We start from the raw sequence: 14,456 nt of genomic DNA, 5'->3' as shown, positions 1-14,456 counted from the left end.
GGGCCGAAGGTTCGGTGAGAGCACCGTCGAGTCGCGCTCCCCACGCCGGTGGAGATCGGCTCCGCGGAAGGAGCGCATCATGAACATCTCACGTACGTGCGGCCGTCGCACGGCGGCGGCGTTCGCGGCCGTGGCCCTTCCCCTGTCCCTCGGGGTCTTCGCCCCGCAGGCCTGGGCGGGGCAGGGCGACGAGCCGTTCGGTTCCGGTTGTGCGGCCGTCCCGAAGCAGGGCGCGGGCAGCTTCCCCGCCATGGCGGGGGAACCGGTCGCCACCGCGGCCTCGCACAACCCCGCACTGTCCACGCTGGTGTCCGCCGCCCGACAGGCGGGACTCGTGGACACCCTGAACAACGCGAAGGGCATCACCCTCTTCGCGCCGACCGACGAGGCGTTCGCGAAGATCCCCAAGGCGGACCTGGACAAGGTACTGGCGGACAAGGCCAAGCTCACGAAGATCCTGACCTACCACGTGGTGGACCGGACGGTCGACAAGGGAGACCTCGCCGACGGGTCGTTCAAGACGCTGGAGGGCGGCACGCTCACCACCGCCGGATCGGGCGACTCCTACAAGGTCGACGGCGCGGCCACGATCGTCTGCGGGGACGTGGCCACGTCCAACGCCACCGTGCACCTCATCGACACCGTCCTGATGCCGAAGTGACCCCGGCCCCGGCCCCGATCGATGCGGGAACGACGCGCGTTCCCGCATCGGCCCTCGCCCGGTCAAGCTGGTGTGCACGGGGACATCGGGAACATCGGGAACATCGGAATCGTCCCCATCGGGAGAAGCCATGTCGACACCGAAGGTACCTCCGGGTGAGACGCCGCCGGCGGAAGGCTCGATCGGATCGGCTCACCGCGAACGCGCGGACGGAGGGATGTGGGAACACCCGCGGGCGTTCCTCGTCCCCATCGTGCTGGGATCACTGATGATCGCGGCGTTCTTCATCGCCCGGATCTGGGGCTGGTGAGGAACGCCGCCCCCGCGGGACCTGTTCCCGGAAGGGGCGGCCGCTACTTCTCCGCGGCGGCCCGCAGGACGTCGCTCAGGGGCTGCCCGTCCTCGCTCCACGACCTGAGCGTGTCCCGGTCGATCAGGCGGGCCCTGTCGCTGCCGCTCGCCCACCGCCTCGCCCCGCCGACGAACCGTCCGTTGGTCACGACGATCGGCAGCGTCCGGGGCGGATGGGATCCGCCGACGAGATGCTGCACGACCGGCTGCCCGACGCGGCCGTCACCGCCGGTGAAGTGTTTGCACTGGACGGCGATGTGGTGGCCGAGCGAATCGACCGCGAGGACGTCGACCCCCTCGTCGCCGGAGCCACCACCGGACCGGACGATCCGGTAGCCGTCGCGGTCCAGGAGGTCGGCGACGAGTCGCTCGAACGCCTTGTGGTCCAAGGCGTCGACCCGGTCCATCGACAGCCCGGCGGGTTCGTTCAGGAGCGGCCCCTCCAGCGCGTCCGTGACCACACCCCGAAGGGCCTCACAGCGGTCCCGGACATCACGGTGCAGGACCCGCACGAGCGCGGCGTGCTCGACGTACTGCCGGACGAAGAGGGGGGTCGGCGCGAAATGCAGACCGTCACCGGCCCTCAGCAGCGGGTCGGAGGCGTTCTTGAACGTCGTGGAGAACTCGCCCGTCCTCGCCCACCAGACCGAGTCCTCGAAGGCCCGTCCCTTCAGGACGCACAGCAGGCGCTCGGCCTCCTGTTCGCGGCGCAGCGAGGGCGGTTCCAGGGCGAGCACGTCCGTGACGGCGTCGCGCACGGCGCCCGCGAAGCGGGTGAGGTCACCGGCGATCCGCTCGACGTCGTCCAGGAGGGCCACTTCGAACCGTACGCGGTCGAGTTCCGGCGCCTCGGGGTGCGGCGGCCGGGAGATGGTCTTCTCGTGCCGTTGGAGGACGGCGGGCAGGCCGATGAGGTTCGCCTTGACGATCGACAGGCGCTGTCGGATGCCCGCGGCTCCCGACTCCATGCCGGGAAAGACGTCCTGCGCCGCGAAGAGGTCCGCGGCCCCGGCCCCGGCCCCGGCCCCGGTCCCGTTCCGTCCCGTGGTCCGCCGCGTGATGTACCCGGTCACAATGAGTTCCCTCCCCAGGGTCGTGCCATGCCAGGAAGAGCGTAGGTGAAGGTGCGTCAGGCGCGGGAACCGGCCCGGCCGGGCCGGCGTGGTCGAGGGCTCGGGGGTCGGCCGGCGGCGGTGGGCGCGGTCAGGCGTCCGGGGAGTCGTCGGGGTCGCCGTCCTTCTCGCCCCTCGTGACCCCTCGCCCTTTTCGTCCCCTTGACGATATCGAAGGATTCCGCTTATCGTCATGCTGACGAAATGAAAGGGGTCCTCCTCATGGCCGACATCACGCGGCGCTTCGGCTGGCGCCACCTGCGCTCCGCGCCCACCGCCCACATCCGCCACCACAAGCGCGGACGGCTCGCCCATGACGGACGCGGACTCAGCTTCTGGTACCGATCGCTGTCGGCGGCGCTGTCCGAGGTCCCCGTCGACGACCGGGAACTGGCCATGGCCTTCCACGCCCGTACGGCCGACTTCCAGGACGTCACCGTGCAGGCGACCGTCACCTACCGGATCAGCGACCCGGCCGAGGCCGCGGGCCGGCTCGACTTCTCCATCGACCCGGACACCGGGAGCTGGCGCGGCGCGCCCCTGGAACAGATCTCCACGCTCCTCACGGAGACCGCGCAACAGCACACGCTCGACGTGCTGGCCCGGACCCCCCTGGCCGGCGCGCTGGTGGACGGCGTCGCCTCCGTACGGCAGAGCGTGGCGAGCGGTCTCGCCGACGAGCCGCGGCTCCCGGCCACCGGCATCGAGGTGGTGACCGTACGCGTCGTCGCCATCCGCCCCGAGGCGGAGGTGGAGCGGGCCCTGCGGACACCGGCCCGCGAGCAGATCCAGCAGGAGGCGGACCGGGCCACGTACGAACGGCGGGCCGTGGCCGTCGAGCGCGAGCGCGCGATCGCCGAGAACGAGCTGGCGAGCCAGATCGAACTGGCCCGGCGCGAGGAGCAGTTGGTCGAGCAGCGCGGCATCAACTCCCGGCGCGAGGCGGAGGAGAAGGCCGCGGCCGACAGCGTGCGCACGGAGGCCGAGGCGGCCCGCAAGGTCCGGTTGGCCCGCGCGGACGCCGAGGCGGCACGCGAGACCGGCTCGGCGCGGGCCGAGGCCCAGGCCGCCTGGCTGCGGGTGCACGGCGAGACCGGCTCGGCCACCCTGTACGCCCTGGCCGCGACGCGGCTGGCGGAGAACCTGCCGCGGGTCGACAGCATCACGCTCTCCCCCGACGTCCTGACCGGTCTCCTCGGCAGGCTCGGGCGCCCGGACCCCGGGTCGGACGCGTGAGCCTGGCCCCGCGGGCGGTGCTCGTGCACCGCAGGACCGAGTACGAGGAACTGATGGACCGGCACGGGACGCACGGGCAGGCCGCGTTCTTCCTCTCCAGTCGGGGCCGCTCGATCGACGAGGTCGTCGCCCGTCACGAACGGACCCGACAGGCGCTGCGGGAGGTGACCGCGGCGGTACCTCTGACCTGGCGGAGCTCCCGGGTGGAGAGGGCGGACCTCGACCGCTTCCTGTTCGCCCCGGAGGACGTCGTGGTCGTGGTCGGCCAGGACGGGCTGGTCGCCAACACCGCGAAGTACCTGTCCGGGCAGCCCGTCGTCGGCATCGACACCGAACCGGGACGCAACCCCGGCGTCCTGGTCCGTCACCGGTCCGCCGACACGGCCGCCCTCCTGCGCGCCGCGTCGGCGGGGGGCCGTACGGACGACCTGACCATGGTCGAGGCCGTCGCCGACGACACCCAGCGGCTTCTCGCCCTGAACGAGATCTACCTGGGCTCGCCCGGCCACCAGACGGCCCGCTACCGTCTGGGGCCCGACGGCGAGCAGGGCGCGGGCGAGGCCCAGGCCTCCTCCGGGGTGCTCGTCGGCACCGGCACCGGCGCCACCGGTTGGCTGCGCTCCCTGTGGCTGGAGCGCGGTGCCACCGCGTCCTTGCCCGCGCCGTGCGAACGGGGGCTCCTGTGGTTCGTACGCGAGGCCTGGCCCTCGCCGGCGACCGGAACCTCCCGGGTCGCCGGCCGGCTGGAAGCGGGGCAGGGGCTGCGGCTGACCGTCGAGTCGGACCGGATCGTCGTCTTCGGCGACGGGATGGAGGCCGACGCCGTGCACCTGACCTGGGGCCAGAGCGTGCGGCTGGGCGTCGCGGGGACGTCACTGCGCCTGCTGACGTGAGCGCCCCGGTCGGGCTCCGGGCGCACCGGGAGGGATGTGCGCGGTCAGTGGGTGACCGGCACTCCGGCGCGGACGGACTCCGGTACGTCGAACGCCTCGGTGAGCAGCGCGAGATGGGGGCCCAGCTCACCGGTGAGCCGGTCCCGGACGTCCGGCAGGCGCGACAGGGTATCGGTGTCCCACACCCCCAGGGCCACGAGGGCGCCCGCGCGCGGTGCGAGCAGTTCGAGGAGGAACAGCCGACAGAGCCGGCGCAGCAGTCGGGCCGTGGGGACGTGGTCCTCGGCGGCGGCCTCCACGGCGGCCAGGAACGCGTCGGCGGCCAGCCGTTCGGCATGGGCGCCGACGAGGTCCAGGGCGGCCGGGGTGGCGCCGTTCCAGCGGGCCAGCGGGTCGCGGGCGGGGCCCGAGCGCAGCGCCCGGGCGGCGCGCCGGCGCAGTCGGACCTCGTCCGCGGCGAGGGCGTCGCGCAGTGCGCGGAGGTCGTGGAGGGGGTCCTCGCACGGGGCGTCGTACAGCTCGGGGTCGCGGTCGAAGACGAGGTCCGCGGCCGACTTGACCCAGATGGGGAGGTTGTCGCCCTCCGCGGTGATGGTGCCTTCGATGTCGAGCGGGTAGCCGGAGAGCGCGGTGCCCGCCAGCAGGCCCTGGGCGCCGCAGCGTTCGCGGCATTCGACGAGGACCTCCCGGGCGCGCCAGGTGATCCACGCCTTGGCGACCGCGGCGTGTCGTGCCGCCGCGTCGCTGTCCTCCGGGGTCCGGCCGGCCCAGGCACGGACCGCGGAGCGGTGCAGGAAGGTCAGGCCGTAGCCGGTGGCGACGGCGCGGGTCAGTCGGTCCTGGTGGCTGCGCAGCGCCGAGAGGGGCACCTGGGCGCCCGCCGGCCTGAATCCGCCGACCCGGCGCCGGTCGGCGTACCCGACGGCGATGGCGAGGGCCGCCCGGGTGGCGCCGACGGCCGCGCCGGTCATGCAGAGCTTGCCTTCGGTGACCCGGCCGATCGCGGCGAGGAATCGTTTCCTCTTGTTGCCGACGTCCGACTTCAGGCTCCCGTCCCGCAGGAGGGTTCCCTGTGCGCCTTCGAGCAGAGCGGTACGGGGCAGCACGACCTGGTCGAAGGAGGTCAGGCAGTGGTCGACGGGGGATCCCGTGCGGGCGGGCAGGGGGGTGACGGTGACGCCGGGGAGGTGTCCGTCCCGGTCTGAGAGCGGGACCAGGGCCAGGAAGACCCCGTGGTCCCGGCCGTCCGAGAGCAGGCGGGCCGCGACGACGGCGCTCTTGGGGCCGCCCGTGAGGGAGGTGTTGGGCATGAACTTGCGGGCGCCCGGGTGCGGGGTGTGCAGGACGAAGTCGTCGCTCGCGGGGCGGTGGACGAGGGTCGTCTCCAGGGCGGCGGCGTCGTTGCCGTGGTCGACCTCGGTGCAGAGGAAGGTTCCGACGCGCCGCATGGCCAGCAGGTCGTCGAGGTCCCGTCCCGGGTCGGGGGCGTGGTCGGCGAGGCTTCCGAGGAAGAGGTTGTAGTGGATGCCCGCGACGGTGGTCAGGGCGCCGTCGACGACGGCCGCCCACTCGTGCAGCGCGGCGAGTTCGCGGATGTCACGGGCCAGGCCGAGGGGGTCGGGCACCGCCTCGTTGACCCGGCGCAGTCGCGCGTAGGCCCGCTCGGCGGGCGCGGTGTGGCCCGCGGTGGCGTCCGGGGCGAACGCGGGCCACGCGAAGAGCTCCCGCCAGCGCCGGTGGGCCTTGTGCGGGTCGTCGGCGAACAGGTGGCGGGTGAGCACACCGGCTAAGGCGGGTTCCGGCTCGGCAGAGTTGACGATCATGGAAGACATGGCGCGAGTGTATGCGTCCGCTGAGCGGACAGTGGCTTCGCGCATCCGGTCCGCGCATCCGCCGTGGCCGACTTGCGCCCCTCGCCGCCGGGTCTCCGACCTGCGGTTCGAGCCGGCGGACGGCCATCCGGTCCGCGCATCCGCCGTGGCCGACTTGCGCCCCTCGCCGCCGGGTCTCCGACCTGCGGTTCGAGCCGGCGGACGGCTTCGTGACGGGCCTCGGCCCCGCCCGGGACCGGCCCGCGGCGCCGGAGCCCGACGGGGCGCCCGGCCGTCGTCTGCCTCGCCCCTCGACCGCGGGTCGACCGATTCGCGGGGGTCCGAGGGGCAAGGCGCGAGAGGCGAGGCGCGAGGCGCGAGGGGCGACCCCGAACGGGGGTCGCGGCCGCGTCGGCGGTGTCGGTGGGCTGTCGTATCCTTCCGGCCATCGCACACCGACCGGGAGAACCGAGGAACATGACCGGCCTGTCCGCCTTCCCCCTGCCCTTCCACGCGTCCCGTTCCATACCGCTCGCGAAACCCCGCACCCTGCGCGAACTCGAGATGATGCGGTGCAGCGCGCACCTTCGGGCGAAGCCGGGCTGGTTCGACAAGATGAACGATCCCGAGATCGTCGCCCGGTGGACGCGCGAGGCGGTCGCCCAGGGCATGACCGAGGCGCAGGTGCGCTACGTACTCGCCGAGCTCGCGCACTACGCCGCCCTGCGGGACGCGAGGACCGGCATCGAGGTGTCCGCCGTGGACGGGGTGTGGCAGTCCGACACCCTGATCGACGACGACCTCAGGTCCCGGCTGGGCGAGGCGGTCCGGGTGCTGGAGGAGGTCCCCGAGGCCGAACGGGACTGGCACCCCGGCTCGGACGGCCAGGTGCTGGACCTGGTCCACCCCTCGCTGTTCTGCCTGGTGAGAGAGGTGAGCGGGGCGCACGAGGAGGCTTGGCGCAACCCGACGGACCGCTACTCGAAGTACGAGTTCTCGGAGCGGTTCCAGTGGCTGCCCACGGACGTCGACGTCAGCGAGGACGGCGCCGTCGCCTTCCGTTCCTACGTCAACAACGTCCACCCCGAGACGCACCGCGAGCTGGTGCCCGTGCTGGCGGACCTGTTCGCCCGCATGCGCCCGCTGCTGGAGAACGTCCTCACCGATCTGCGCCACCCCCGACCGCCCCGGGTCGAGGTCGATCCCTACGGCTGGTACGCGGACGAGCCGCCGTATCCGCGGAAGTCCTCCTCCGGTGACGACGAGGCCTACGAGGAGGCCCGGCGCGCGTGGGACGACTGGTGGGAGAACCGCAGCCCGGTCGTCCCCGACGCCCCCGACTTCACCCCGCCCGGGTCGCCGGACGCCTCCGCCCGCGTCGACCTGCGCGGCCGTCGGCTCCAGGTCATCGTCAAGCTCGCCACCCTGCACCTCACCCCGGACCGGCCCGAGTACCGGGGCGGTTCCTGGCACGTGGAGGGGATGCTGAACGAGCGGATCGTCTCGACCGGCATCTACTACTGGGACAGCGAGAACATCACCGAGAGCCGGCTCGGGTTCCGGACGGCGCTCGATGATCCGGACTACGAGCAGAACGACGGCGACGGTCTGCTCGAGGTGTACGGCCTGGAGGACGAGGACGCGCTGAACCAGGAACTGGGGTCGGCGTCGACACCGGCCGGCCGCTGCCTGGCGTTCCCGAACGTCCTGCAACACCGCGTCAGCCCGTTCCGCCTCGCGGACGCCACCCGCCCGGGGCACCGCAAGATCCTCGCCTTCTTCCTCGTCGACCCGTCCGAGCGGATCGTCTCGACCTCCGACGTGCCGCCGCAGCAGCCGTGGTCCGACACCTCGACGATGACGCTCGCGCAGGCGAAGGAGTTCCGCGAGGAGCTCATGCGGGAGCGGAAGTTCTTCGTCGACGAGCACAACGAGCAGCTCTACGAGCGGGAGTTCTCCCTCTGCGAGCACTGAGCCCGGCACAGGCCGGCCCTCGGGTGCGCCGGTGGGCGTTCGGCGGCGGACCAGCAGGGGTGGGAGCGGAGCACGACGTCCACGGCCGAGGCCCCGGCGTGCTTGCGGCGGGCTTCCCCCCATGACGTCCTACGGATTGACCCCCGTGTCCACCGGTCGGTGGACCCCGTCGGTGGACCCCCGCCCCGAGAGGGGGCGTCCCGTCAGGGCCGACGGGCGGGTGGCCACCTTCCCGAGGGGGCGGCGGCTTCGGCGTACGTCCTCCGGCGCCTACGCACCGCCGTCCGCGGCACCTGCCGACGCGCGGCGCAGCCCGTACGCGGCCGCCCCGACGGCCAGTACCGCAGCGCCGGTGACGACGGAGGCGACGGGGAGGGCGAAGGCCAGCGCGAGGCAGCCGGCCAGACCGAGCGCCGGGACGATCCGGGGCGGCCGGCCCTCGGACCGGGTCAGCGTCCACGCGGAGGCGTTGGCGATGGCGTAGTAGACGAGGACGCCGAACGAGGAGAAGCCGATCGCCGCGCGCACGTCCACCGTCGCGGCGCCGACGGCGACGACCGCGCCGACGAGGAGTTCGGCCCGGTGGGGAACCTTGAACCTCGGGTGTACGGCGGCCAGGGCGTGGGGCAGGTGACGGTCGCGCGCCATGGCGAGGGTGGTCCGTGATACCCCGAGGATGAGCGCGAGCAGGGAGCCGAGGGCGGCGACCGCTGCGCCGACGCGTACGGCGGGCACGAGCGGGTCGGCGCCGGCGGCCCGGACGGCGTCGGTGAGCGGGGCGTCCGACGCCGCGAGGGCGGCGGGGCCGAGGACGAGGAGCACGGCCACCGCGACGGCGGCGTAGACGACGAGGACGATCCCGAGGGCGATGGGGACGGCGCGCGGGATGGTGCGCGCCGGGTCCCGGACCTCCTCTCCCAGGGTGGCGACGCGTGCGTAGCCGGCGAAGGCGAAGAACAACAGCCCGGCGGCCTGGAGGATCCCGGCAGGTGTGGCGTCGCCCCCGACGTCGAGGTGGGCCGCGTCCACGACGTCCGAGGTCAGGGAGGCCGCGACGACGGCGGCGAGCACCGTCAGGACGATGACGACGCCGACTCGGGTCACCAGGGCCGATTTCCGTACGCCGGTGTAGTCGATCGCGGTCAGTGCCACCACGGCGGCGACGGCGACGGCATGGGACCGGTCCGGCCACAGGTAGGAGCCGACGGTCAGGGCCATGGCCGCGCACGAGGCCGTCTTGCCCACCACGAAGGCCCAGCCGGCCAGGTGGCCCCAGAACGCGCCCAGTCGCTCGCGCCCGTAGACGTAGGTGCCGCCGGACTCCGGGTGGAGGGCGGCGAGTCGCGCGGAGGAGGTCGCGTTGCAGTAGGCCACGACGGCGGCGCAGCCGAGGCCGATCAGCAGCCCGGAACCGGCGGCGCGCGCGGCCGGGGCCAGGGAGGCGAAGATCCCGGCGCCGAGCATCGCCCCCAGGCCGATCATCACCGCGTCGGTCACCCCGAGGCGCCGTCGGAGCTCGTCCGGGGCACCGGACGCGGGGGTGGCGGGAACGTGACTCAAGCCGGTGGCTCCTCGACGGTCGTGGACTGGAGCGGGGAACGGGAATGGGAACGGGAACGGGAGCGGGGACACGGTCGCCGTCGCGCCGGCCGGTGCGACGCCCGGCCGTCGATCGGCGCGCACACGATAGGGCACGGACGTGAACACGCGTGCGCGCGTGGACACGTGACGGCCCCCTCACGGGGTTCGGAGCAGCATGGCGGCGAGCACCAGGCACAGCAGGGCGACGTATCCCCCGGCGTGCAGGCGGTCCGCGACGCGCGGGGGCCTTCGGCGCAGGAGGACCACGACCGGGAGGGCGCCGAGGAGCAGGAGGACGGCGGCGCCGAGGTCGACGGATCCGACGGCGAGCAGCGCGGCGCGGGGGTGCGCCTCGGGGGCGGCGATGAGGAAGACCACGCACGCCGGGGCGCTCACGCAGGCGGTGAGCGGGTTGGCCAGGGCCGCCGCGGTGCCCATCGGGAGCCCCGATCGCCGCAACAGCGGTACGGTCATGACGCTCCCTCCGACGCCCAGGAACGAGGCCACCGCGCCGATGGGCACGCCGGACGCGGCGGGCACCGCGAACCCGCCCTCCGCTGAGGCGCCCCGGGCGGCGGAGACCGGACGCAGGAACCCGGGACGGGCGAGCGCGTCGACGACGGTGATCGCCAGGTAGGCCACGAACCCCCAGTGGATCAGCGAGGCCGGAGCGTGGCCCGCGACGACCGCGCCGACGCATCCCCCGACCCCGAGCAGGAGCGACAACGGGGCCGCGCCCCGCAGCCGGCGCAGCACGGGCCGGGGGGTGGTCGCGGTGGCCACCACCGCGGCGACGACCATGACCACCGACGAGGTCGCCACCGCGACGGTCGCCGCGGCCGGCCCCGCGGCGGCGTTCGCCCAGACGATGACGGGGACGGTGACGAATCCGCCTCCGAAGCCGAACAGCACGGTGGTCACGCCGGTCAGGGCGCCGACGGCGACAAGAACGAAAACACTCATGGAGTCAGTCCAGTCGAGAAGTCGTGCGCCGACGATCGAGGGTGGGGCGGGACCTTTCGAGTTCCGGCCATAGGCTCGTCCCATGCGCAACGTGCCCCTCGCGCGTGTCGACCACCTCCCCGCGGAGGTGTTGCCGATCGCCACCGACTACCCGCCGGACACCCTCCTCGACTGGCACGAGCACCGCCGGGCGCAGTTCCTGTATGCCGCGACCGGCACGATGCTCGTGGAGGCCGACGACGGGGCGTGGACCGTCCCGGGCGAGCGCGCGGTGCTCATCCCGCCCCGAACCCTCCACCGCGTGCGGATGCTCGACACCCGGACCTCCAGCCTCTACGTCGAGCCTTCGGCCGTCCCGTGGTGGCCCGCCGCCTGCCGGGTCGTGGAGGTCCCGCCGTTGCTGCGGGAACTGCTGTCGGCCGCCGCCGACCTGGGCCCGGACTACGCGGGCGACCGGCGCGACAGCGCCGTGATCGCGTTGATCCTCCTGGAGACGGCGGGCCTGTCCGAGGTTCCGCTGCACCTGCCGCTCCCGCACGACCAGCCGTTCTCACGGCTGTGCCGTGCATACCTCGCCGCCCCGGACCTGGCGGTGGGCAACGCCGACTGGGCGCGCGCCGCCGCGATGAGTGAACGGATGTTCACCCGGCGCTTCCGACTCCTGACGGGGACGAGCCCCGCGGCCTGGCGCTCCAGGGCCCGACTGTTGGCCTCGATCCCCCTCCTGCGCCACCGGACCGTGACGGAGGTCGCGACGCTGCTCGGGTACGCCTCCCCGGCGGCCTTCTCCTACGCGTTCACGCGCGCGTTCGAGCTGCCGCCGTCCGCCATGAGGCGCCGCTGAGCGGAAGCCGGGCCGACGTCCCGCCGACGCCCGCACCGCCGGGTGCCGGCCACTCCGGCATCCGTTCCACGACGCGTTCCCGGTCGGGCAGGTGCATCAGGACCGTCCGGGCGAGGATCAGGTGGAACGAGCCGGGGAAACACTTCGTGGGTGATGTCGTGCCGCAGCAGTGTCAGGTGGGCCGGAAGAGGTTGCCGCACATGCACCGGCCCGGGGATCATGACGGACAATTCGGGGTTGTGATCGAACTCAAGCGCGCCATCGCCGTCCTCGCCGTCGCCCTCGCGGGCGGCGCGGCCGTCGCCTCACCCGCCGCGGCGGCCGCCGACCGCGGGCCCGACCGTGCGGCGGCGCACGCGGCCGGCGCCCCGGCGGCCGGCGCCCGGGCCGCCCACGACAGGGCGAACGGCGACAGGGCGACCGTCACGGAAGGGCAGGTGCGGGAGGTGGCGCCCGGCGGCGTGCTCACCTACCCGAGCGTCACCAGTTGCCTGACGGTGACCGTACGGCTGCGGGGAGGGGGCCTCGTCGGCGCCCACGCCAGTCTGTTCCGCGTGCCGGGCGAACTGCGATCGGACGAGATCCTCGCCCGGCTGGGGCGGCTCGTCGGGGACCGCCCGGTGAGCGAGGTGCGGGTCATGGGGGCCGTCGGCGCCTGGCACCCGAGCTACTTCGTGAAGGCGATCGAGGCCTACGGGGACGGGGAGCAGCCGCCGTACCCCGCGCACCCCGACCCCGAGGGACTCGCCGACGCCGTGGCCGAGGGGCTCGGACAGCCCCGCGACCTCGTGACCGTGGAGGACGTACCTGACGGGGACCAGGTCGTCGGCTGACGGGCGGGCGCGGGCGCCCGCTCGCCCGCTCGCTCGCTCGCTCGCGCCGATCCGACGGGGCTCGGGTCCGGCGCGGCTCGGATTCGGTGCGGTCCGGCGCGGGTCCGTCCAGTCCGGCGCGGATCCCGGCGCGGATCCCGGCGCGGATCCGGCGCGGATGCGGCGCGGCTCAGATCCGGCCGACGACCTTGCGCGCGGAGATGCGCACGACGACCCGGGGGCTGTCCTGGTCCGACGCGGGGTTGAACTCCGCGTACTTCTTGCCGGTGTACTTGAGCGAGAGCTCGTCGATCAGCTCCTGTCCGCCCTCGGTCGTCATCTCCGCCGTGCCGCGGATCTCCGCGTACGTGTACGGGGCGTCGAACGGCTGGAGGAGCACGGTCACCCGGGGGTCACGGCGCAGGTTCTTCTCCTTCCGCCGTCCCACGGTGGTGGAGATCAGCACGTCGTCGCCGTCCCGCTTGACCCAGACCGGGGAGACCTGCGGGCTGCCGTCGGGCTGGATCGTCGCGACGGACACGAACACCGGGGTGTCCAGCAGTGACTTCAGGCCCTCGCTGAGGTGAGCAGACATGGGGAATCCCTCCGAACAGTGACGTAACGCCCCATCTCTACCGCACCGCACCGCACCGGCCACCGCGCCGCACCGAAACGGCCGAGAGCCCCAGCCGCACCCGCCCGGACCCCGCCCGCGAGGCGGGCGCCCCGCGACGGGCGAGTGGCCCCGGCCGTTGTCGCCGGGGCCACGGGGGCGGGTGGCGGTTCGGGGCCGTCACCCGCCGGGGCCTGAGATCTCCGACTGGTTCCACCCCCTGCCCGGTTTCACCGTAGTCGAGCCGGCCGCGGCCCCGTCACCGAATCCTCGTCCGGATGAAGGGGGGCCCGCGCCTTGACCGCGGTCCGCCCGCCGGCCGTCGTACACCCGGCCCGCCGGCCCCGCCTGACGGGACGTCGGTGCCGGGACCGGAAGCGGCGGCCCGACGGTGGGGGCGGGCCCCGGGCGCGGACCGGCGGTCCATAGGGTGAGGCCCATGTCTGCCACGTTGAGTTCCACGAAGGCCGCCGCCGCGCTGCGCACAGCGGCCCGCGTGTCCGCCGAGTCGTTGTTGGTCCTGCTGATAGCCGGCGTGTCCCTGTGGATCGTCGGTCACATGTGGTCGGTCGTCTGGCCGCTGATCGTCGGGCTGTTGCTCACGACGCTGACGTGGCCGCTGACGCGCTTCCTGCGGCGGCACGGCTGGCCTCCGGCCCTGGCGGCGGGGGTGGTCACGGTCTCGTTCATGCTGGTGGTCGCCGGGATCGTGGCCCTCATCGCGGTGCCGGTCGCCTCCCAGTCCGGAGAGCTCTCCCGGGGCGTGGTCGAGGGGATCCAGCGCCTGCGCGAGTGGGCCGCCGGGCCGCCGCTGAACATCGGCGCCGACGAGATCTCGGGCGCCTTCGACAAGGCGATGGCCCGCGTGCAGGACAGCGTCGGCAGCATGGTCACCGCGGTCGCGACCGGCGTGGGCACGGTGTTCAACGGCGTGGTCACGGCGTTCCTCGCCCTGTTCCTGATGTTCTTCTTCCTGAAGGACGGCCCCCGGTTCGTGCCGTGGCTCGCCCGGCAGCTGCCCGGACGGTTCGCCATCGACGTCCCGATCGTGGCGGAGCGCAGCTGGGACACCCTGAGCGCCTTCGTGCGCAGTCAGGCCTTCGTCGGGCTGCTCGACGCCGTGCTCATCGGCCTGGGTCTGTGGTTCCTGGACGTCCCCCTGGTGCTCCCCCTGGCGGTGCTGACCTTCGTCTCGGCGTTCGTGCCGATCGTGGGCGCGCTGTTCGCCGGTCTGGTCGCGGTGCTGATCGCGCTCGTGTCGAACGGCCTGACGGACGCGCTGATCGTCCTGGCGATCATCGTCGTGGTGCAGCAGTTGGAGGGGAACGTCTTCCAGCCCATGATCCAGAGCCGTGGACTCGGTCTGCACGCGGCCGTCGTCCTGCTGGCGGTGACCCTGGGCGGCAGCCTGGCCGGGATCGTGGGCAGTCTGCTCGCCGTCCCGCTGGCCGCGATCATCGCGGTGTTCTGGAACTACCTGCGCGAACAGCTCGCCGAGGAGAGCCCGGACCCGACCGCCGAGGGCGCCGACGGCCCCGCCGATCCGGACGGCCCCGAAGGCCCGGCCGACGACCTCGCCCCGGTACCGGCCCTGTCCTGACCGGG

At 73.6% G+C, this 14,456-nt stretch carries 13 protein-coding genes; 8 read left to right on the top strand and 5 right to left on the bottom strand.

Annotated features, from left to right (window positions below; translation table 11 throughout):
- Positions 1 to 79: 79 nt before the first annotated feature.
- Positions 80 to 661, top strand: a complete 582-nt coding sequence (locus ACZ6ZI_RS28765) for a fasciclin domain-containing protein (protein WP_469525491.1) — start codon at positions 80 to 82, stop codon at positions 659 to 661.
- 130 nt (positions 662 to 791) lie between these two features.
- A complete protein-coding gene (locus tag ACZ6ZI_RS28760; RefSeq protein ID WP_469525489.1) occupies positions 792 to 971 on the top strand; it encodes a DUF6480 family protein in 180 nt (59 codons plus the stop codon).
- Positions 972 to 1,014: 43 nt separating this feature from the next.
- On the opposite strand, the gene ACZ6ZI_RS28755 is transcribed toward ACZ6ZI_RS28760, so the two are convergent.
- Entirely contained in the window at positions 1,015 to 2,085 is a 1,071-nt protein-coding gene (locus tag ACZ6ZI_RS28755) for a restriction endonuclease (RefSeq protein WP_469525487.1), read from the bottom strand.
- A gap of 261 nt (positions 2,086 to 2,346) precedes the next feature.
- On the opposite strand from ACZ6ZI_RS28755, the gene ACZ6ZI_RS28750 reads away from it, so the two are divergent.
- Complete coding sequence (locus ACZ6ZI_RS28750) at positions 2,347 to 3,360, top strand: SPFH domain-containing protein (RefSeq protein ID WP_363059266.1); 1,014 nt, start codon at positions 2,347 to 2,349, stop codon at positions 3,358 to 3,360.
- A complete protein-coding gene (locus ACZ6ZI_RS28745) occupies positions 3,357 to 4,253 on the top strand; it encodes a hypothetical protein (protein ID WP_469525486.1) in 897 nt (298 codons plus the stop codon). Before ACZ6ZI_RS28750 ends, ACZ6ZI_RS28745 begins: the two co-directional genes overlap by 4 nt.
- Positions 4,254 to 4,297: 44 nt before the next feature.
- On the opposite strand, the gene ACZ6ZI_RS28740 is transcribed toward ACZ6ZI_RS28745, so the two are convergent.
- The gene (locus tag ACZ6ZI_RS28740; protein ID WP_469525483.1) at positions 4,298 to 6,085 is read right to left on the bottom strand and encodes an acyl-CoA dehydrogenase family protein; all 1,788 of its coding nucleotides are present in this window, start codon (positions 6,083 to 6,085) and stop codon (positions 4,298 to 4,300) included.
- A 456-nt stretch (positions 6,086 to 6,541) separates the two neighbouring features.
- Between ACZ6ZI_RS28740 and ACZ6ZI_RS28735 the strand changes: the two genes are divergently transcribed.
- Positions 6,542 to 8,038 (top strand): DUF4246 domain-containing protein, encoded by a 1,497-nt coding sequence (locus ACZ6ZI_RS28735; RefSeq protein WP_469525482.1) that lies wholly within the window; start codon positions 6,542 to 6,544, stop codon positions 8,036 to 8,038.
- Positions 8,039 to 8,308: 270 nt separating this feature from the next.
- Here the strand turns inward: ACZ6ZI_RS28735 and ACZ6ZI_RS28730 are convergent, their stop codons facing one another.
- Both ACZ6ZI_RS28730 and ACZ6ZI_RS28725 read right to left on the bottom strand, forming a co-directional pair.
- Positions 8,309 to 9,598, bottom strand: coding sequence for an APC family permease (locus ACZ6ZI_RS28730; RefSeq protein WP_469525478.1), 1,290 nt, complete (start codon positions 9,596 to 9,598; stop codon positions 8,309 to 8,311).
- Between the two features lie 177 nt (positions 9,599 to 9,775).
- On the bottom strand, positions 9,776 to 10,582 hold the full coding sequence (locus tag ACZ6ZI_RS28725) for a TSUP family transporter (RefSeq protein ID WP_469525477.1): 807 nt from the start codon (positions 10,580 to 10,582) through the stop codon (positions 9,776 to 9,778).
- Between the two features lie 82 nt (positions 10,583 to 10,664).
- Here ACZ6ZI_RS28725 and ACZ6ZI_RS28720 point away from each other — a divergent pair, with 82 nt between their 5' ends.
- Entirely contained in the window at positions 10,665 to 11,426 is a 762-nt protein-coding gene (locus ACZ6ZI_RS28720; RefSeq protein WP_469525475.1) for an AraC family transcriptional regulator, read from the top strand.
- Positions 11,427 to 11,665: 239 nt separating this feature from the next.
- Complete coding sequence (locus ACZ6ZI_RS28715) at positions 11,666 to 12,259, top strand: hypothetical protein (RefSeq protein ID WP_469525472.1); 594 nt, start codon at positions 11,666 to 11,668, stop codon at positions 12,257 to 12,259.
- 169 nt (positions 12,260 to 12,428) lie between these two features.
- On the opposite strand, the gene ACZ6ZI_RS28710 is transcribed toward ACZ6ZI_RS28715, so the two are convergent.
- On the bottom strand, positions 12,429 to 12,833 hold the full coding sequence (locus ACZ6ZI_RS28710; RefSeq protein WP_469525470.1) for a PPOX class F420-dependent oxidoreductase: 405 nt from the start codon (positions 12,831 to 12,833) through the stop codon (positions 12,429 to 12,431).
- Between the two features lie 457 nt (positions 12,834 to 13,290).
- Between ACZ6ZI_RS28710 and ACZ6ZI_RS28705 the strand changes: the two genes are divergently transcribed.
- Complete coding sequence (locus ACZ6ZI_RS28705; RefSeq protein WP_469525469.1) at positions 13,291 to 14,451, top strand: AI-2E family transporter; 1,161 nt, start codon at positions 13,291 to 13,293, stop codon at positions 14,449 to 14,451.
- The last annotated feature ends 5 nt before the right edge of the window (positions 14,452 to 14,456 follow it).

This window comes from Streptomyces sp. NPDC103540 (assembly GCF_055584445.1).
Note: the sequence above shows the minus strand (reverse complement) of the source record. Positions and strands in the feature narration are given on the sequence as shown.